We start from the raw sequence: 16854 nt of genomic DNA on the forward strand, positions 1-16854 counted from the left end.
CTTCGCTGTGGGGAAATGTGTGGGATCCGGCAAACGGGATATCATGAGCGATCGGGAAAGACCGGGCCGTCACGGCCGTGCAACCTTGGGCGAGTTCAACGCCTTCCTCGCCGAGAATGGCGAAATCGACTATCTCGACACGATCTTCGTGGACATGTGCGGCACGGTGCGGGGCAAGCGCTTCCCGTCCGAGGAGGCAGAGAAGGTTTTCACCGACGGCGTGCAGATGCCGCAGTCGCTCTATTTCTTCGATGTCACCGGCGTCAACGAAGACATCCTCGGCATGGGCTTCTCGGATGGCGATCCGGATCTCCAGTCGCATCCCGTCTCCGGCTCCATTGTTCCCGTTCCATGGGCGTCCATGAAGCAGGCGCAAGTCCTGATGACGATGGAAAACGACGACGGCACGCCGCTCATGCTCGAGCCGCGCAATGTGCTCTCGGCGGTCGTCAAGAAGCTCGCCGATATCGGCCTCCGCCCCATAGCCGCTTGCGAATTCGAATTCTACATCCTCGACAAGGACCTCGACCGCAAGGGCCGGCCGCAGGCGCCGATCAATCCGGCGACTGGCTTGCGCGAAACCGCGAACGAGGTCTATGGCATCACCGAGCTCGACGGCTTCATGGGTCTCCTGAAGGAGATCGACGAAGCCGCCGCCGCTCAGGGTGTACCGGCTTCCGGCGCCACGGCGGAGTTCGCTCCCGGCCAGTACGAGATCAACCTCAAGCATGAGAATGATGTCGTCCGGGCCGGAGATCATGCGATCATGCTGCGGCATCTGATTGGCGCCATCGCCCGCAAGCATAATTTCCTCGCGAGCTTCATGGCCAAGCCCTTTGTCGATCAGACGGGCAACGGCCTTCATGTCCATTGTTCCGTCGAAGACGAGAACGGGCGCAACATTTTCGACGACGGCACGGATGACGGCTCCGACCGCCTGCGCCATGCCATCGGCGGCTTGCAGGCAACCCTGCCAGATGCAATGGCCCTCTTCGCGCCGAACCTCAATTCATATCGCCGCTTCGGACCGAACCTCTTCGTGCCGGTCAACCGCACCTGGGGCTACAACAACCGCTCGGTCGCCTTTCGCGTGCCCAATGGCTCGCCGGAATCGCGCCGCGTCGAGCATCGCGTCTCCGGCGCCGATGCCAATCCCTATCTGGTGCTCGCCGCCATCCTCGCCGGCATCCACTACGGCATCGTCAACGAGATTGACCCCGGCGAGCCCGCCGAAGGCAATGCCTGCGAAATCATGGACGAAGCCATTCCCTTCTACCTGCCAAGCGCCCTGAAGCGGTTTCGCAACTCGGATGTGATGCGTGAATATTTCGGCGACCTCTATGTCGACGTCTACGCCGAAACCAAGATGCTCGAATACGACAAATTCCAGCGCGCGATTTCACCGCTGGAGTACGACTGGTATCTTTGAAAATTGACGCTGGGGCGGGCCGCAACAACCTGCCTCGAATAGGAGACGCTTCAGGCTTCCGCTGTCAGCGGCAGCGTAAAGCTGACCTTTGTGCCCACGCCTTCCGTGCTCTCGAGAACGAGCGCGCCGCCGTGAAGCTCCACGAGCGAGCGCGACAGCGCCAGGCCAAGCCCGGTTCCCTTGTGCGATTTGGAATGCTGGCTTTCCACCTGCTCGAACGGCCGCCCGATCTTCGGCAGCGCGCTGGCCGGAATGCCGATGCCGGTGTCCTCGACCGAGATCGTGACGAAGCGTCCGCTCGTCTCGCCGCGCAGATGGATAGAGCCGCCCGCCGGCGTGAATTTCACGGCATTTGAGAGCAGGTTCAGCAGCACCTGCTTCACCGCGCGCTTGTCGGCGTCGACGGTCGGCAGCGGCCCCATCTCGTTGGCGATATGCACCTTCGCCACCTCGGCGCGGCCGGAAACCAGCCGCAGCGATTCCTCCACCACTTCGGAAAGTTCCAGCGGCTGCGTCTCAAGCGTCATCCGCCCGGCCTCGATCTTCGACATGTCGAGAATGTCGTTGATGAGTTCGAGGAGATGCGTCCCGCTCGCATGGATGTCGCCCGCATATTCCTTGTATTTCGGCGATCCGAGTTCGCCGAAAAGCCCGGACTCCATGATTTCCGAAAAGCCGATAATGGCGTTCAGCGGCGTCCGCAGCTCATGGCTCATATTCGCCAGGAATTCCGATTTCGAGCGGTTCGCCGCTTCCGCGCGCGTCTTCTCGGAGGCGTATTTCTCCGCAAGGTCCACAAGCTGCCGCGCCTGTTCCTGCAGCTTCCGCCGCGAGGTTTCGAGGTCGCGCACCGTCTTTTCCAGCGCCACCTTGTTGTCGGTCAGCGCCGCTTCCTGTTCCTTGATGGCCGTGATGTCGGTGCCGACATTCACATGCCCGCCGCTCTTCGTCCGCCGCTCGCTGATCTGCAGCCAGCGCCCCGTCGGCAGCCGGATTTCATGGACGCCCGCTCCCGCTTCACCGCCATCCTGCGACACCGGCCAGGCGTCGCCCACACCCGCGCGCTGCATCATCTCGCCGCGCGGTGCGCCGGGATGCATGTAGTCCTCGCCGAGATTGAGGAACTCGCCGAACTTGCTGTTCGCTGTCGCGAGCCTGCCCTCCGCGTCCCACAGCACAAAGGCTTCGCCCACGCTTTCGATGGCGTCGCGCAGCCGCTCATTCGCTTCGTGCACGCGCTCTTCGGCGATCTTCTGGTCGGTAATGTCGATGGTGATGCCGACGAGCCTTTCGCCCGCCGCGCGCCCGCCGCCCCAGACCTGTCCCTTGGCATGCATCCACACCCAGCTTCCATCCGCATGGCGCAGGCGGAAAGCCGTGTCGTAGGAGCGCGAGGGGCGCGACGCCGCATTGGCGATTTCGTCTATGGCGCCGGCATCGTCCGGATGCGCCATCGCCTTGATTTCGTTCGGCGACAGCCGCTTGGAAGGCTGCTTCAGCCCCACCATGTCGAACATGGCCGACGACCAGTAGATGCGGTTCTCGCCGAGATCCCAGTCCCAGATGCCGCAGCGCGCGCCCGCAAACGCCATGTCGAAACGATGCTGGTTCTCCACCAGCGCCGCTTCCGCCTCGAGCTTCGACTCCCGAAGCCTGACCAGCATATAGGCAAGCGCGAGATAGCCGCCCGAAAGCAGCGAGGAAAAAAGCAGCGTGCGCGAGCCGCCTTCCTCCGAATAGAGCGCCACATTGAGAGCGAAGAGCGCAACGCCCGAAAGGCCGAGCACGAGGCGGGGCAAAAGCCCGGCGGGCAGCGACCGGTGCCGCCGCGCGGTCGCTTCCTGCCACTTCATCGTTTCCTGCCGTGTCGTCGTCGCGTCGCTCATGCGTTCATCCGTCCGGCGCTGGCCACTCATGACTACTCTAGCATCCGGTATCGCGCGTCCTGCCGTAAATCGGGCCACGAATCACCGTGCTTCAAGTGATGATTCGTGCTGCGAGTCCTGCTGTCTATAGCTGCCGTTAACTTTTCGTTAATAGATGCAAACGGGACTCACCCGACTCCTGCCGAATCACCGTTAATTCCGCGTTAACGCCCGCCAGCCCACTGTCCCGCTATGGGAGACGCACTCTCCCTCTTCACCCGCCCCTGGGGGGCGGGTCGACAAAATTCGAGCGGAACGCGAAGAATTTTTCGGGGCGGGGGCTGGACCTTGCCGCTTCCCCCGCCGTCAAATTTGCGGGGCACCGGCAACTCAAGCCAGCGTCTTCGTCGCGATCTCATAGACATCGCGCGACAACCCTTCCGTCCCAGCAATCCGCTTCAGCTCCTTCACCATCAGCTTCCGGCGCTTCGGGCCGAATTGCCGCCAGCTTCTGAAGGCGCCGGTCAGCCGCGCCGCCACCTGCGGGTTGAGCTTGTCGAGTTCCAGCACCTTGTCGGCGACAAAGGCATAGCCCGCCCCCTTGGCGTCGTGGAAATGAAGCTGGTTCATCGAGGCGAAACTGGTGATGAGCGCCCTTACCTTGTTCGGGTTCTTCATCGTGAAGGCCGGGTGCTGCGTCAGCCGCTTCACCTCGTCCAGCGTGCCGGGCAGGGCAGAGGTCGCCTGTATCGCCAGCCACTTGTCCATCACCAGATGGTTCTTCTGCCACCGCTTGTAAAAGGCATCGAGCGCCGCAATCCGCTCGGGCCCCTCGATATTTGCCAGCACCGTCAGCGCGGCGATGGAATCCGTCATGTTGTCCGCCTCGCGGAACTGCGCCGCCGCCAGCGCCGCGCCGTCTTTGCCCGGCGCCACCGCGAGATAGGAGAGGCAGACATTCCTCAGCGCCCGCCGTCCCGCATCCTCCGCCTCGGGGCGATAGGGGCCGTCCACTTTCATCCTCTCATAGGCCGAAAGCAGTTCGTCCTTCGTCTGCGCCGCGATGGAGGCGCGCAGTTCCTCGCGTGCGCCATGAATGGCGTCCACATCGACATCCCGGCCGATCATCTGCGCCAGCGTCTGCTCGCTCGGCAATGCGATGATCTGCGCCACGAAATCCGGGTCGATCTTTTTCGCGGTCAGCAGGTCGCGGATCATCTCGCCGAAGCCCGTCCCCTTGCGCGCCGTGCCGCCGCTTGCCCGTGCTTCCACCATCGAGAGCAGCAGCCCCGTTGCATAGCGTTGCGCCGCTTCCCATCGGTTGAAGCTGTCGCTGTCATGCCGCATCAGAAAAACGAGGTCGCGTTCCTTCAGATGTGCGTTGAGCTTCACCGGCGCCGTAAAGCCGCGCAGCAGCGAAGGCACCGGCTTTTCCGTCACATTGCGAAAGCGCCATGTGCCTTCCCGTTCGGTCAGATGCAGCACGCGCGTCGTCGCGCCCGGCTTCTCCTCGCCGTCGAGCTGCAGTTTCATGTCCCGCCCGTTCGCGCCCACAAGGCCGACGGCGACCGGAATGTGATAGGGCTCCTTCATCGGTTGCCCCGGCGTCGGCGCACACACCTGGCTCATCTTCAGCGTGTAGGTCTTCCGCGCCGCGTCGTAGCGCCCGGAGGCCAGAACTTCCGGCGTGCCGGATTGCGAATACCAGCGCTTGAACTGCGTGAGGTCGATCTTCGCCCCGTCCGACAGCGCGTCGAGGAAATTCTCCACCGTCGCCGCCTCGCCGTCATGCCGCTCGAAATAGAGGTCCATGCCTTTGCGGAAGCGTTTCGGCCCCACCATGGTGTGGATCATGCGGCAGAGCTCGGCGCCCTTCTCGTAGACGGTCGCCGTGTAGAAATTGTTGATCTCGATATAGCTGTCGGGTCTCACGGGATGGGCGAGCGGCCCGCCATCTTCCGGAAACTGGTGCGCGCGCAAGAGCCGCACATCCGAAATCCGTTTCACCGGCCGCGAGCGCATGTCGCCCGTGAATTCCTGATCGCGGAAGACGGTGAGGCCCTCCTTCAGACAAAGCTGAAACCAGTCGCGGCAGGTGATGCGGTTGCCGGTCCAGTTGTGGAAATATTCATGCGCGATGATCGCCTCGATAGCCGCATAGTCGGCATCCGTCGCCGTGTCGGGCAGCGCCAGGATGTATTTGTCGTTGAAGACGTTGAGCCCCTTGTTCTCCATCGCCCCCATGTTGAAGGCGCTCACCGCGACGATCATGAAAATGTCGAGGTCGTATTCGCGCCCGAAGGCTTCCTCGTCCCATTTCATCGCCCGCTTCAGCGCGCCCATAGCGTAGTCGCAGCGGTCCTCATTGCCCTTCTCGACGAAAATCCTGAGCGTCACCTCACGGCCCGACATGGTGGTGAACTTGTCTTCGACATGGGCGAGATCGCCCGCCACCAGCGCAAAGAGATAGGCGGGTTTGCGGAAAGGGTCGTGCCACTCGACGAAGTGCTTGCCGCCCTTCAGCTTGCCGCTCGCCACCGGGTTCCCGTTCGACAGCAGCACCGGCACCTTCTTTTCGTCCGCTACGATCCGCGTACGGAATACAGACATAACGTCCGGCCGGTCGAGATAATAGGTAATGCGGCGAAAGCCCTCCGCCTCGCATTGCGTGCAGTAGATGTCGCTCGAAAGATAAAGCCCCGTCAGCGCCGTGTTCTCCACCGGCGCGCAGCTCGTCACCGTCTCCAGCGTGAAGTCGCCCTCCGGCACCTCGAAAATCGTCAGGTGCTCGCCATCCACGCTGTAGCGGTTGGCGCCGAGCTTCTCCCCGTCGATCCGCACTTCAAGGAGCTTCAGCTTCTCCCCGTCGAGCCTGAGCGGCCCGTCGCCCATCCGCCGCATCGACAGCCGCGAATGAACTTTCGTCGCCTTGGGATCGAGTTCGATATCGAGGTTCACCTCGTCGATCGCGAAAGCGGGCGGCGTATAGTCCTTCAGCCGGATGGGGCGGGGCTCTTCGGTTCTCATGCGGGAATACTCGGAAAACAGGGGTGGGAAGGTTCGCGATCTCACTCTAGCATCGGCAACCGGAATGGCGGAATTACGGCGTTACCGCAAGCCTTCTCACCCTCTCCCCCAGGAGAGAGGGAAGGGGCCCACCGAAGGTGGGAAGGGTGAGGGGGAGCCGCAAAGAAAGAAGAAAAGATAGATGCCCGAAATCCGTCCTGTCCGCCCCGCCGATCTCGACGCCCTCTACGACATCGCCCTGAAGACCGGCGCCGGCGGCACGGATGCCACCGCCCTGCATGAAGACCCGCGGTTGATCGGCCATGTCTATGCCGCGCCCTATGCCGTCCTCGCGCCCGAATGCGCGCTGGTGGTCGAGGATGCGGAGGGCGTCGGCGGCTATATCGTCGGCGCCGTCGATACGCACGCTTTCGCCGATGAGCAGGAGAAAAACTGGTGGCCGAAACTGCGAGGGCTCTATCCGAAGCCGTCGCCGCCCGCCACGCGCTGGAGCCCGGACGAGACCTACCGCTACCTGATCCATCATCCTCACAAGACGCCGGATCGGATCGTCGCCGCCCATCCCTCGCATCTGCATATCAATCTGCTGCCCCGCCTGCAGGGCAGGGGCCTTGGCCGTGCATTGATGGATAGCTGGCTCCCGCGCATGGCCGCGCTCGGCTCGTCCGGCGTCCATCTCGGCGTCGCCGCCGTCAATGAGCGCGGTCAGGCCTTCTACCGCGCCTATGGCTTCCGCGAGCTCGAGCGCGCGTCAAAGCCCTCGGGCACGATCTGGTTTGGAATGAGCCTTAAGCCTGCGGCCCCATGATGCCGGTCAGCAGCATGTCGGCATCGCCCGCCACATTCATCAGCTCGTCGGGCAGGTTCTCGCCATTCGTCCGCGCATAATCGGCAACGCGCTGCAGCAGCACCATCATCTTCGGCGCCGCCGCGATCACCTTCGCCTGCAGTTCCACGCGGTCCGGCGTCATGTCATATTCGACGCCGGGCACGCGCCAGCCGCCGCCTTCATGGCTCCCGGTCACGACCACGGGATGCGTGCCGGGCACGGGATGGCCCGCGCATTCATCCGCCGAGCGCCACTTGTTCGGCACGCGCACGACATGCCATTCCTCCATCTCGGGATCGAGATGGGAAAGGGCCGACACTTCCTCGGTTTCGAGTTCCTTCGCCGCGAAGTCCCGGCCAAGCCCCACGTCGTAATGGATGCGCAACGGCTCATCCATATCCTTCACCCATTGCGGAACGATCCGCTCGATCACCGCCCAGGTGCCCACGGGCCGCACATAGACCCGCTGGTTTTTATGGAACTGCGCTTTCGCCATCTGACGATGAACCTCCGGCCAGCCGAAAAGAGAAATCCTCCTCTCAGTATCGCCCAGCGCCGGTTAGCGTTGGATTAAGACATTCAGTCCAATTCCACCCCGGCTCTCCTTCCCACCCTCCCCTGAGGGAGGGTCAAACCGCTGCAAGCGGTTTGGGGAGGGGTAAGGGATCTGCCACGAAGAACGGACTTTCATTTTTTGTAAGGCCGCGACCCCTCCCCGAAATTCGCTTCGCAAATTTCGGCCCTCCCTCAGGGGGAGGGAGGGAAGCCCTCTTTATTCCGCCGGCGCCCCCGGCGCCTTGCCGATGCCGAACCGTCGCTCGAGCCGCCGGAATGACCCGCCGATCCCTGCCACCTTCCCCCGCGCATCCTCCATCAGCGTATAGGCGACCGGCACGACGACGAGCGTCAGCACCGTCGAGGAAATGAGCCCGCCGATCACGAGAATGCCCATGGCGTTGCGGAACTCCGCGCCCTGGCTGTTCGACATCGCCACCGGGATCAGCCCGAAGACGGTTGCGATCTGCGTCATCAGCACGGGCCGGAGCCGCACTGGCCCCGCCTTCAGTGCCGCCTCGCGCGGCCCCGCGCCCGCTTCGCGCAGATGGTTCGTGTAGTCGACCAGCAGAATGCCGTTCTTCATCACCAGCCCCATCAGCGCCAAAAGCGCGATCTGGCTGAACATCGTCATCTCCTGCCCGGATATTTTCAGCGCCACGAACGCCCCCGCAAAGGAAAGCGGCGCCGACAGCATGATGATCGCCGGTTGCGCGAAACTGTTGAACTGGCTCGCCAGGATCATGTAGAGCGCGATCAGCGCCAGCAGGAACGCAAAGCCGATGGCCGCGCCCGTCTCCTTCATCCGCTTCGAGCGGCCCTCCGCGCTCCATGAATAGCCGGGCGGAAGTTTCAGATCTTCGAGATAGGTCTCGATCTCTTCGGAAGCCGGGCCAAGCGCCGCGCCTTCCGGGTTGTTCGCGACTATGGCGATGCGCCGGGCCCGGTTCTGCCGCTCGATCTGCGCCGGCCCTGCCGCCACGTCGAAGCGCGCCACATTGGCAATGTCGATCAGGTTGCCGTTTGCCGAGCGCACCTGGATCATGGTGAGCTTCGATATGTCGTCGCGCTGCCCATCCTCCAGCCGCACGCGCACATCGTATCGCTGGCCGAATTCCTCGAACGTCCCTGCCTTCACGCCGCCCACCATCGCGCGCATCGTTTCCGCGAGCGAGCGCACAGGCACGCCGAGGTCCGCCGCTCGTCGCCGGTCCACATGCACCTGCACTTCGGGCTTGCCGGAATCGTAGCTCGTCTTGGCGTCGGCGAAGAGCGGGCTTGTGCGCATCCGCGCCACCACTTCATTGGCCTTCGCCTCCAACACCGCAAGGTCCGGCCCCTGCACCACATATTGCATCGCATAGTCGGAAAAGCCGCCGCCGGAAATCCACGGCACGTCGGAAAGCGAAATATGCTTTGCCTCCGGCGCCGCCTTGAGCATCGCCACGCGCGCCGCGTCCATGATCGGAATGAAGCTCTCGTCGCGTTCCGCCTTCGCCGTCAGTCCGACATAGAAGAACGCCTTGTTGACGCTCTTCTGCGGGTCGGAAGCGATGGTGAAGAACACCGTATGCACATGCCGCACGCCGGAAATCGCATGAGCGACGCGCGAGGATACGGCCCGCGTCTCTTCCAGCCCCGCGCCGAACGGCAGTTCGACGGTCGCGAGAAATTCCGCCCGGTCCGCTCGCGAGTCGAAAGCCATCGGCAGCGACCGCGCCACCACCACTGCGAAAACGATGGTGAGCGCCGCGCCGACCATCACCATCCACCGCGCGCCAAGCGCCCATTCCAGCACCCGCCCGTAAAAGCGATCGAGCCGGTTATAGCCATCGTCGAAAAAGCGCGCCACGCGGTTGTAGTTCGCCGGGTCCGTCTCGCCATGCTTCAGCATCCGCGACGACAGCATCGGCGTCAGCGTCAGCGACACGAGAAGCGACACCAGCACCGAAAAGGTGATTGCAAGCCCGTATTGAAAGAAGAACCGTCCGACAACGCCGTCCATGAACGCGATAGGCACAAACACCGCGCAGATCGAGAAGGTGGCGGCCAGCACCGCAAGCCCCACTTCCTTGGTGCCTTCCGATGCCGCCTGCATCGGCGGCAATCCTTCCTCGAGCTTCCGGTAGATGCTTTCCAGCACCACGATGGCATCGTCCACCAGCAGTCCGACGGCAAGCGACAGCGCCATCAGCGTCATCATGTTGATGGTGAAATCCGCCACATAGAAAGCAAAGAACGTCGCGACGAGCGATGTCGGCATGGCGACGGCGACGATCAGCGTCGCGCGCATCGAAAGCAGGAAGGCGAGGGTGACAAGCACCACCAGCACAATACCGAGCTGGATGTCGAAGAACACGTCATCCGCCGATCCCTCGATGAAGACCGCCGTGTCTCGCGCCGTCTTCATCTCGATGCCGGCAGGCGCCAGCTTCTCGATTTCCTTCAGCTCCTCGCGCACCGCGCGCGCCACTTCCACCGTGTTGCGGCCGGATTGCTTGCGCAGGTCGAGCGACACGCCGCGCTTGCCGTTGAGTTCCGCATAGGAGCGTTCGTCCTCCATCCCGTCTTCCACCCGTGCGATGTCGCCGATGGTCGTCGGTGCGCCGTCCTGCCGGAAGGCGACGAGAATATTGCGGAAATCGGCAACGCTCGTGACCTCGCCCTTGGTCTTCACCGAAAATTCCGACATGCCGCCCGGCGTCTCCAGCCGTCCGCCCGGAATTTCCGCATGTTCGCGGCGCAGCGCCGAGGTCACGTCTTCCGCCGCCACGCCATAGGCGCGCATCTTCACCGCGTCGAGCCAGATGCGCACCTCGCGGTCGCGTCCGCCGACAAGCTCGATGGAGCCGACGCCCGATATGCGCTGCAGCCGCTCCTTCACCACCTTGTCGGCGAATTGCGTGAGATCGCGGATCGGCAGGTCGCCGGCAATCATGATCGACATGATGGCCTGTGCGTCCGGGTCCACCTTCTGCACGATGGATTGTTCGGCATCCTGCGGAATGTTCGGCCGCGCCAGCGAAACCTTGTCGCGCACATCCTGCGCCTTCACGTCGACATTCTCGTTGAGGTCGTACTGGATGACGACCTGGGAGAGCCCCTCCGCGCTCGTCGAGGAAAGCGTCTCGATGCCCGAGATCGTGTTGACCTGCTCCTCGATCGCGTCCGTCACGTCGCTTTCGATCGCCTCGGGCGAGGCGCCTTCCAGCACCGTCGTCACCGCGACAACCGGAAACTCCACCTTGGGAAAGAGATCGACGCCCACGCGCCCGAGCGATATCCAGCCGAGCACGACCAGCGCCGCGATGATCATCACCGCGAAAACCGGGCGGCGGATCGAGATGTCGGAAATCCACATGCTCTCTCTCCGTCCGCTCTCTATTTCACGTTCGGCTGTGCGGCCGCATCGCTGGCAAGCGCCTGCTCGTCAGACCCCTCGATCCGCACCGCCATGCCGTCGATCAGCAGCGCCGCGTTCGGGCCCGAAAGCGCCTTGTCGCCTTCCTTCAGCCCCGACAGCACTTCGACGCGTGTCGCATCGATCTGGCGCGCCGTCACGTCGATGCGTTTCGCCCGTCCGTTCTCCGCCACGAAGACATGCCGCTTGGCTTCGCTGCCCAGCAGCGCCGCGCGGTCGAGCGCCAGCACCTCGCGCGCCTCGGGATAGATTTCCGCCCGCGCAAACAGGCCGGGCTTCACTTCATAATCCTTGTTGAGGATCGGCAGCCGCACTTCCACCGAGCGCGTCACCGGGTCGATCCGGTCGTTGAGGATGGCGACATAGGAGTCGTAGCTCTTGTCGATGCCGTCGAGGAAAACCTTCCCCTTGCTGCCCACCTTGAATTTCGACAGATAGATTTCCGGCACATTCACGATCGCCGCCACGATGTCGATCTTCATGATCTGCAGCACGCCGCCGCCGTCGCCGCCCATGCCGCCCATTCGCGTCGCCATGAACTTGCCTTCGTCCACGTCGCGCTTGGTGATGACGCCATTGAAGGGCGCCGTCACCACGCAGTCCTCGAGCATCTGTTGCGCCGTCGCGAGCTGCGCCTTCGCCATGCCGAGCCGCGCATTCGCCGCGTCGCGCGCCGCGCGCGCATCGTCCAGCTTGCCGTTCGAGACGAAGCCCTTGCCGTGCAGTTCCTCAGCGCGCGCGAAACCCTTCTGCGCGTTCTGCGCTTCGGCGCTCGCCAGCCGCACATGATTTTCTAGTTCCGCGACCTTCAGCTTCCATTCGGCGTCGCGCGTGCGGAAAAGCGGCTGCCCCGCCGTCACGCGGTCGCCGACGCGCACCATGATCTCCTCGATGATGCCGTCGACGCGCGGCCCCAGCACCGTCGTCTTGTGCGCGGCGATGGTGCCCGTGCCGGTCACAGGCTCCGCCAGTTCCTGCCGTGTCACCATGCTGGCGAAAACACCGATCGCTTCTTCCGCCGCGGTCTCGGCCTGCTCCTCCTCGCCGCAGCCCGCCAGCGGCAGCAGCAGCGCACCCGCGATGAAAAGCCCGGCCGCGCGGGCGGGCAGGCGCATGGTTCGGAAATACATATCGATGCCCCACATAATCCATACCGCCAGACTGGCGGCAGAAGGTATACACAGTTATAGTATCCTTGGTTACGATAGAGAAGATGGATTCTGTGGGAGGACCGGCCCTGATGGCGGGCAAAAACAGGAAAGCCGTTCCCGACAGGGAATTCGGCTGGCTTCACCGCGATGTGTTCCGGCTCTTCAAGCGCGCCTGGGAAAACCGCCTGCGCGCCTCGGGCACCGGCATCACCATGCCGCAATCCCGGGTTTTCGCGGAATTGCGCCAGCAGGATGGCGTCACCCAGACGGAGCTGGCCGATCTTGTGATGATGGAAAAGGCGCCGCTCGGCCGCCTGCTGGACCGGATGGAGGAACTGGGCCTCATCACGCGCCGCCCGGACCCGGCAGACCGCCGCGTCCGCCGCGTCTATCTCACCGATGCCATCGACGGCTTTCACGACGAATTGTGGGACGCCGCCTTCGGCATGTTCGGCGACGCCCTCAAGGGCTTCACGGCGGAAGAATACGAAACCCTCGTCGCCATGCTCCGCCGCATCAAGGAAAACCTCGAAGCCGTGGAGCGGAATACGCCGCAGGAAGAAAGCGCCAGCCGCGCCGATGCTTGAATGTCGGCCACTTCTCGGCTTAGCATAATCAATGCGCAAATTATCCCTTCTAATTCTCGCCGTCCTGCTCGCCCTGGCTCTCTGGGCCATCCTCGTCTTCACCGGCGCCCGCCAGGGCTGGTGGCACGCCGATCCGGGCCCGCGCGAGGATGTGGCATCTTTCTTCTCGACATCGGCTGCCGCGCTGGACGCGACGGGGCAGGGCGCCGTTGCCCTGGTGCTGATCGAAAAGGGCAAGGTCTTCGGCGAGCATTATGTTTCCGCCGGCGCGCCCGTCACCCGCGTCACGCTTTTCCAGCTCGCCTCCCTCAGCAAATGGGCGACGGCGCTCGGCGTGCTGAAACTCGCGGAGCAAGGGCGGCTCGATCTCGATGCGCCCGTGTCGCGCTATCTCACCCGCTGGCAGCTTCCCGAAACGGAATATGACGCGGATGGCGTCACCGCGCGGCGCCTCCTCTCCCACACGGCCGGCCTGACGGACGGCCTCGGCTATATGGGCTTCGAGAAGGGCACGCCCGTGCAGACGCTCGAGGCATCGTTGACGGAAGCCGCCGATCCCATGTCCGGCGCCGATGGGCGGACGCGCGTCGGCCGGGAGCCCGGCACCGCGTGGCAGTATTCGGGCGGCGGCTATGCGCTGCTGGAACTTCTCATCGAGGAAATCTCGGGCGAGCCCTTCGCTGACTATATGAAGCGCGTGGTCTTCGATCCGCTCGGCATGTCCCATGCGACATTCGATCTGGCGGCGGCGGAAGCCGCGGGCCTCGCCCCCTGTTTCGATGTTGAGGGCGCGCCCTGCGCCTATCGCAACTTCGCCGCGCCATCCGCCGCCTCGCTCCATGCGAGTGCCGCCGATCTCGCCCGCTTCCTCGAAGCGCAAATGGAGGGCGCGGGCGATCCCGCTCTCCCGCCCGGTCTTGCCGCCGATATGCGCGCACCCCATGCCTCGCAATTCGGCCTGCCGATCTGGGGCCTCGGCGTCATGCTCTATGCGGAAGCACCCGGCGGCGGCTTCATCATCGGCCATGAAGGCATGAACTTCCCCGCCATCGAAACCACCGCTCGTATCGACCCGGCAACGGGAGACGGCATCCTCGTGCTCGCTACCGGCAATCCGGGCCTCGCCGCGGCGCTCGGCGGCGAATGGGTCTATTGGCATGCCGGGCAGGTGGATGTGAGACAGATCGACAGCATGCTTCCGGCCATCGGTCTCACGCTGCTCGCCGGCTGGGCCGTCATCATTGTTCTTGCCGTTCTCGTCTTCCGGCGAATGCGGCGATCCAAAAGCCCGGCTGCCTCGTAATTCAGCCCGGAACTTCACCTCGCAGCCGGGATTCGGCGCCAGCCCGCCGCGTCATCCCAAGCGGACGCAACGTAAAATCTGCGCCCTTTTCACAAGCCTCCTTTGCAGTGAGAATGCGCCCAAACAGCCGCCGTGGGCGCGCCCGCGTGCGAGGCAATGATAATGAGGAGACGCCATGAATTTCGATTTTTCCGACGACCAGAAACTTCTGAAGGAATCCGTCCGGAAGTTTCTCGCCGACAAGTGCCCCATGACGGTCACGCGCCGCGTGCTTGAAAAGGAAGAGCCCTATGCCGCCGAAGTCTGGAAAGGCCTCGTCGAGATGGGCCTCACCGGCACGGCCATCCCGGAGGAATTCGGCGGTCTTGGCCTCGGTGCGCTTGAACTCTGCGTGATCGCGGAAGAGCTCGGCCGTTCCGCCGCGCCCGTTCCTTTCTCCTCCTCCATCTATCTCGCCGCGGAGGCGCTCCGCCTCTTCGGCACGCAGAAGCAGAAAGAGACCTGGCTGCCGAAGCTCGCCTCGGGTGAAGCCATCGGCGCGCTCGCTCTCTCCGAAGGCACCCATGCCGCGCATCCGCGCAACATCGCGGTGAAGTTCGCGGGCGGCAAGGTCAGCGGCGTGAAGCAGCCCGTCGCCGATGGCGGCGCGGCCCATGTCGCCATCGTCGCGGTCAACACTGGTGGTGCCGGTGAGCAGGCCGTCTCGCTCGCCATCGTGGACCTGAAGGCCGGCGGCGTCTCCTCCGAGCCCGTCCGCACCATCGACCCCTCGCGCCAGCACGTCACGCTCACCTTCAAGGATGCCCCCGCCGAAATTCTCGGCGACAAGCAAGGCGAAGGCTGGTCGCAGCTCTCGCGCATCCTCGACGGCGCGGCCGTTCTCTTCGCCTTTGAACAGGTCGGCGGTTCCGAAGCCGCGCTCGAAATGGCACGCGACTATTCGCTTGAGCGTTACGCCTTCGGCCGCCAGATCGGCTCCTACCAGGCGATCAAGCACAAGCTCGCCGACATCTATGTGAAAAAGGAACTGGCGAAATCCAATTCCTATTTCGGCGCCATGATGCTGAACGACGAAGGCGCCGAACTGCCGGAAGCCGCCGCCGCCTCGCGCATCGCCGGTTCCGACGCCTATGTCTTCGCCGCCCAGGAAAACGTCCAGACGCATGGCGGCATCGGCTACACATGGGAGTCCGACTGCCAGTTCCACTACCGCCGCGCCAAACTGCTGGCCCTCGCCGTCGGCGCCCCCATCCAGTGGAAAGAAAAACTCGTCTCGCGCCTCGAAGCCAAGAACGCGGCGTAACGAAAAGCATCGACGCGCGCTCCTCTTCCACCCTCCCCCTGTGGGAGGGTCAAACCGCCAAAGGCGGTTTGGGGAGGGGTAGCAGCGCCCAAAACAAATTCGGGAGAACCAAAATGGATTTCAACGACACACCGGAAGAAGCCGCCTACCGCGCGCAAGTCCGCGAATGGCTCGATAAAAACGCCACCCGCAAGGAAAACGCGAAGGACATCGCCCCGCCGAAGGACCTGCAGGAACTGCTCGCCCAGTCCAAGGCCTGGCAGGCGAAGAAGGCCGATGCCGGCTATGCCTGCATCACCTGGCCGAAGGAGTGGGGCGGCGGTGGCGGCACCACGATCAACAACGTCATCTACAGCCAGGAAGAATCGAAATACGCCGTCCCCGGCGGCATCTTCGCCATCGGCCTCGGCATGTGCATCCCCACCGTCATGACATGGGGCCCGGACGAGGCGAAAGAGCGTTTCGTGCGTCCCGCCGTGCGCGGCGATGAAATCTGGTGCCAGCTCTTCTCCGAGCCCGCCGGCGGCTCCGACGTCGCGGGCCTGCGCACCAAGGCCGAGAAGGATGGCGACGACTGGGTCATCAACGGCCAGAAGGTCTGGACCTCCGGTGCCCATTTCTGCGACTACGGCATCCTCCTCGTCCGCACCGATCCGAACGTGCCGAAGCACAAGGGCCTCACCATGTTCTGGATCGACATGAAGGACCCCGCCGTCGAAGTGCGTCCGATTAAGCAGATGTCGGGCGGCGCCGAATTCAACGAAGTCTTCTTCACCAATCTCCGCGTCAAGGACAGCCAGCGTCTCGGCAAGGTCGGCGACGGTTGGAAGGTCGCCCTGACGACGCTCATGAATGAGCGCCTCGCCGTCGGCGGCAGCCAGGGCAATGCCGACACGGACGAACTGATCTCTCTCGCTCGTGAAACCGACATTGCCGGCGAACCCGCCATCCGCCACGGCGGCGTCCGCGAGCGCATCGCTGACTGGTATGTTCAGGCGCAGGGCCTGAAGTTCACAAGGTTCCGTACACTGACGGCCTTGTCGAAGGGCGAAACCCCCGGACCGGAATCGTCGATCTCCAAGATCGTCGCGGCGAAGAAGATGCAGGACCTCGGCTCCTTCGGCATGGACCTGCAGGACATGGGCGGCGTCATCCGCGACCGCAAGATCTCGCCGGAAGAGGGCGCCTATACGGAGCAGTGGATCGGCGCGGCCGGCTACCGCATCGCCGGCGGCACGGACGAAATCCTCCGCAATATCGTCGCCGAACGTGTCCTCGGCATGCCGCAGGACGTCCGCGTCGACAAGGACCTGCCGTTCAATCAGGCCCCGAAGGGGAAATAAGAAATCTCACCCTCTCCCCTCGGGGAGAGGGAAGGGGCCCG

11 protein-coding genes are annotated in these 16854 nt (G+C 63.8%); 6 read left to right on the plus strand and 5 right to left on the minus strand.

What is annotated here, in order from left to right; all coding sequences use genetic code 11:
- Window positions 1-43 precede the first annotated feature (43 nt).
- The gene (locus PLAV_RS04865) at window positions 44-1429 is read left to right on the plus strand and encodes a glutamine synthetase family protein (protein ID WP_012109833.1); all 1386 of its coding nucleotides are present in this window, start codon (window positions 44-46) and stop codon (window positions 1427-1429) included.
- A gap of 50 nt (window positions 1430-1479) precedes the next feature.
- Here the strand turns inward: PLAV_RS04865 and PLAV_RS04870 are convergent, their stop codons facing one another.
- Together PLAV_RS04870 and pepN are read right to left on the minus strand one after the other, a co-directional pair.
- On the minus strand, window positions 1480-3345 hold the full coding sequence (locus PLAV_RS04870) for a PAS domain-containing sensor histidine kinase (protein ID WP_049767715.1): 1866 nt from the start codon (window positions 3343-3345) through the stop codon (window positions 1480-1482).
- 339 nt (window positions 3346-3684) lie between these two features.
- Complete coding sequence (gene pepN / locus PLAV_RS04875) at window positions 3685-6321, minus strand: aminopeptidase N (RefSeq protein WP_012109835.1); 2637 nt, start codon at window positions 6319-6321, stop codon at window positions 3685-3687.
- A 181-nt stretch (window positions 6322-6502) separates the two neighbouring features.
- On the opposite strand from pepN, the gene PLAV_RS04880 reads away from it, so the two are divergent.
- Complete coding sequence (locus tag PLAV_RS04880) at window positions 6503-7129, plus strand: GNAT family N-acetyltransferase (RefSeq protein WP_012109836.1); 627 nt, start codon at window positions 6503-6505, stop codon at window positions 7127-7129.
- Here PLAV_RS04880 and PLAV_RS04885 read toward each other — a convergent pair.
- From PLAV_RS04885 to PLAV_RS04895, 3 genes are all read right to left on the minus strand, one after another.
- Window positions 7110-7646: a hypothetical protein gene (locus tag PLAV_RS04885; RefSeq protein WP_012109838.1), complete on the minus strand. Its 537-nt coding sequence runs from the start codon at window positions 7644-7646 to the stop codon at window positions 7110-7112. The two genes, PLAV_RS04880 and PLAV_RS04885, sit on opposite strands and share 20 nt — an antisense overlap.
- A gap of 276 nt (window positions 7647-7922) precedes the next feature.
- Window positions 7923-11066: an efflux RND transporter permease subunit gene (locus PLAV_RS04890; protein WP_012109839.1), complete on the minus strand. Its 3144-nt coding sequence runs from the start codon at window positions 11064-11066 to the stop codon at window positions 7923-7925.
- 20 nt (window positions 11067-11086) lie between these two features.
- On the minus strand, window positions 11087-12256 hold the full coding sequence (locus tag PLAV_RS04895; RefSeq protein ID WP_012109840.1) for an efflux RND transporter periplasmic adaptor subunit: 1170 nt from the start codon (window positions 12254-12256) through the stop codon (window positions 11087-11089).
- A 110-nt stretch (window positions 12257-12366) separates the two neighbouring features.
- Here PLAV_RS04895 and PLAV_RS04900 point away from each other — a divergent pair, with 110 nt between their 5' ends.
- The 4 genes from PLAV_RS04900 (at window position 12367) to PLAV_RS04915 (ending at window position 16813) form a co-directional block, all read left to right on the plus strand.
- The gene (locus tag PLAV_RS04900) at window positions 12367-12864 is read left to right on the plus strand and encodes a MarR family winged helix-turn-helix transcriptional regulator (RefSeq protein ID WP_012109841.1); all 498 of its coding nucleotides are present in this window, start codon (window positions 12367-12369) and stop codon (window positions 12862-12864) included.
- A 31-nt stretch (window positions 12865-12895) separates the two neighbouring features.
- Complete coding sequence (locus tag PLAV_RS04905; protein ID WP_012109842.1) at window positions 12896-14167, plus strand: serine hydrolase domain-containing protein; 1272 nt, start codon at window positions 12896-12898, stop codon at window positions 14165-14167.
- 175 nt (window positions 14168-14342) lie between these two features.
- Window positions 14343-15470, plus strand: a complete 1128-nt coding sequence (locus PLAV_RS04910) for an acyl-CoA dehydrogenase family protein (protein WP_012109843.1) — start codon at window positions 14343-14345, stop codon at window positions 15468-15470.
- 113 nt (window positions 15471-15583) lie between these two features.
- Window positions 15584-16813, plus strand: a complete 1230-nt coding sequence (locus PLAV_RS04915; RefSeq protein ID WP_012109844.1) for an acyl-CoA dehydrogenase family protein — start codon at window positions 15584-15586, stop codon at window positions 16811-16813.
- Window positions 16814-16854 lie beyond the last annotated feature (41 nt).

It is taken from the genome of Parvibaculum lavamentivorans DS-1 (assembly GCF_000017565.1).
GTDB classification, from domain to species: Bacteria; Pseudomonadota; Alphaproteobacteria; order Parvibaculales; family Parvibaculaceae; genus Parvibaculum; species Parvibaculum lavamentivorans.

Bases quoted from the DNA above. Each gene is read 5' to 3' on its own strand.
- pepN (WP_012109835.1), bottom strand. From the start codon at position 6,321: ATGAGAACCGAAGAGCCCCGCCCCATCCGGCTGAAGGACTATACGCCG.
- PLAV_RS04870 (WP_049767715.1), bottom strand. From the start codon at position 3,345: ATGAGTGGCCAGCGCCGGACGGATGAACGCATGAGCGACGCGACGACG.
- PLAV_RS04900 (WP_012109841.1), top strand. From the start codon at position 12,367: ATGGCGGGCAAAAACAGGAAAGCCGTTCCCGACAGGGAATTCGGCTGG.
- PLAV_RS04915 (WP_012109844.1), top strand. From the start codon at position 15,584: ATGGATTTCAACGACACACCGGAAGAAGCCGCCTACCGCGCGCAAGTC.
- PLAV_RS04880 (WP_012109836.1), top strand. From the start codon at position 6,503: ATGCCCGAAATCCGTCCTGTCCGCCCCGCCGATCTCGACGCCCTCTAC.
- PLAV_RS04885 (WP_012109838.1), bottom strand. From the start codon at position 7,646: ATGGCGAAAGCGCAGTTCCATAAAAACCAGCGGGTCTATGTGCGGCCC.
- PLAV_RS04910 (WP_012109843.1), top strand. From the start codon at position 14,343: ATGAATTTCGATTTTTCCGACGACCAGAAACTTCTGAAGGAATCCGTC.
- PLAV_RS04865 (WP_012109833.1), top strand. From the start codon at position 44: ATGAGCGATCGGGAAAGACCGGGCCGTCACGGCCGTGCAACCTTGGGC.
- PLAV_RS04905 (WP_012109842.1), top strand. From the start codon at position 12,896: ATGCGCAAATTATCCCTTCTAATTCTCGCCGTCCTGCTCGCCCTGGCT.
- PLAV_RS04890 (WP_012109839.1), bottom strand. From the start codon at position 11,066: ATGTGGATTTCCGACATCTCGATCCGCCGCCCGGTTTTCGCGGTGATG.
- PLAV_RS04895 (WP_012109840.1), bottom strand. From the start codon at position 12,256: ATGTATTTCCGAACCATGCGCCTGCCCGCCCGCGCGGCCGGGCTTTTC.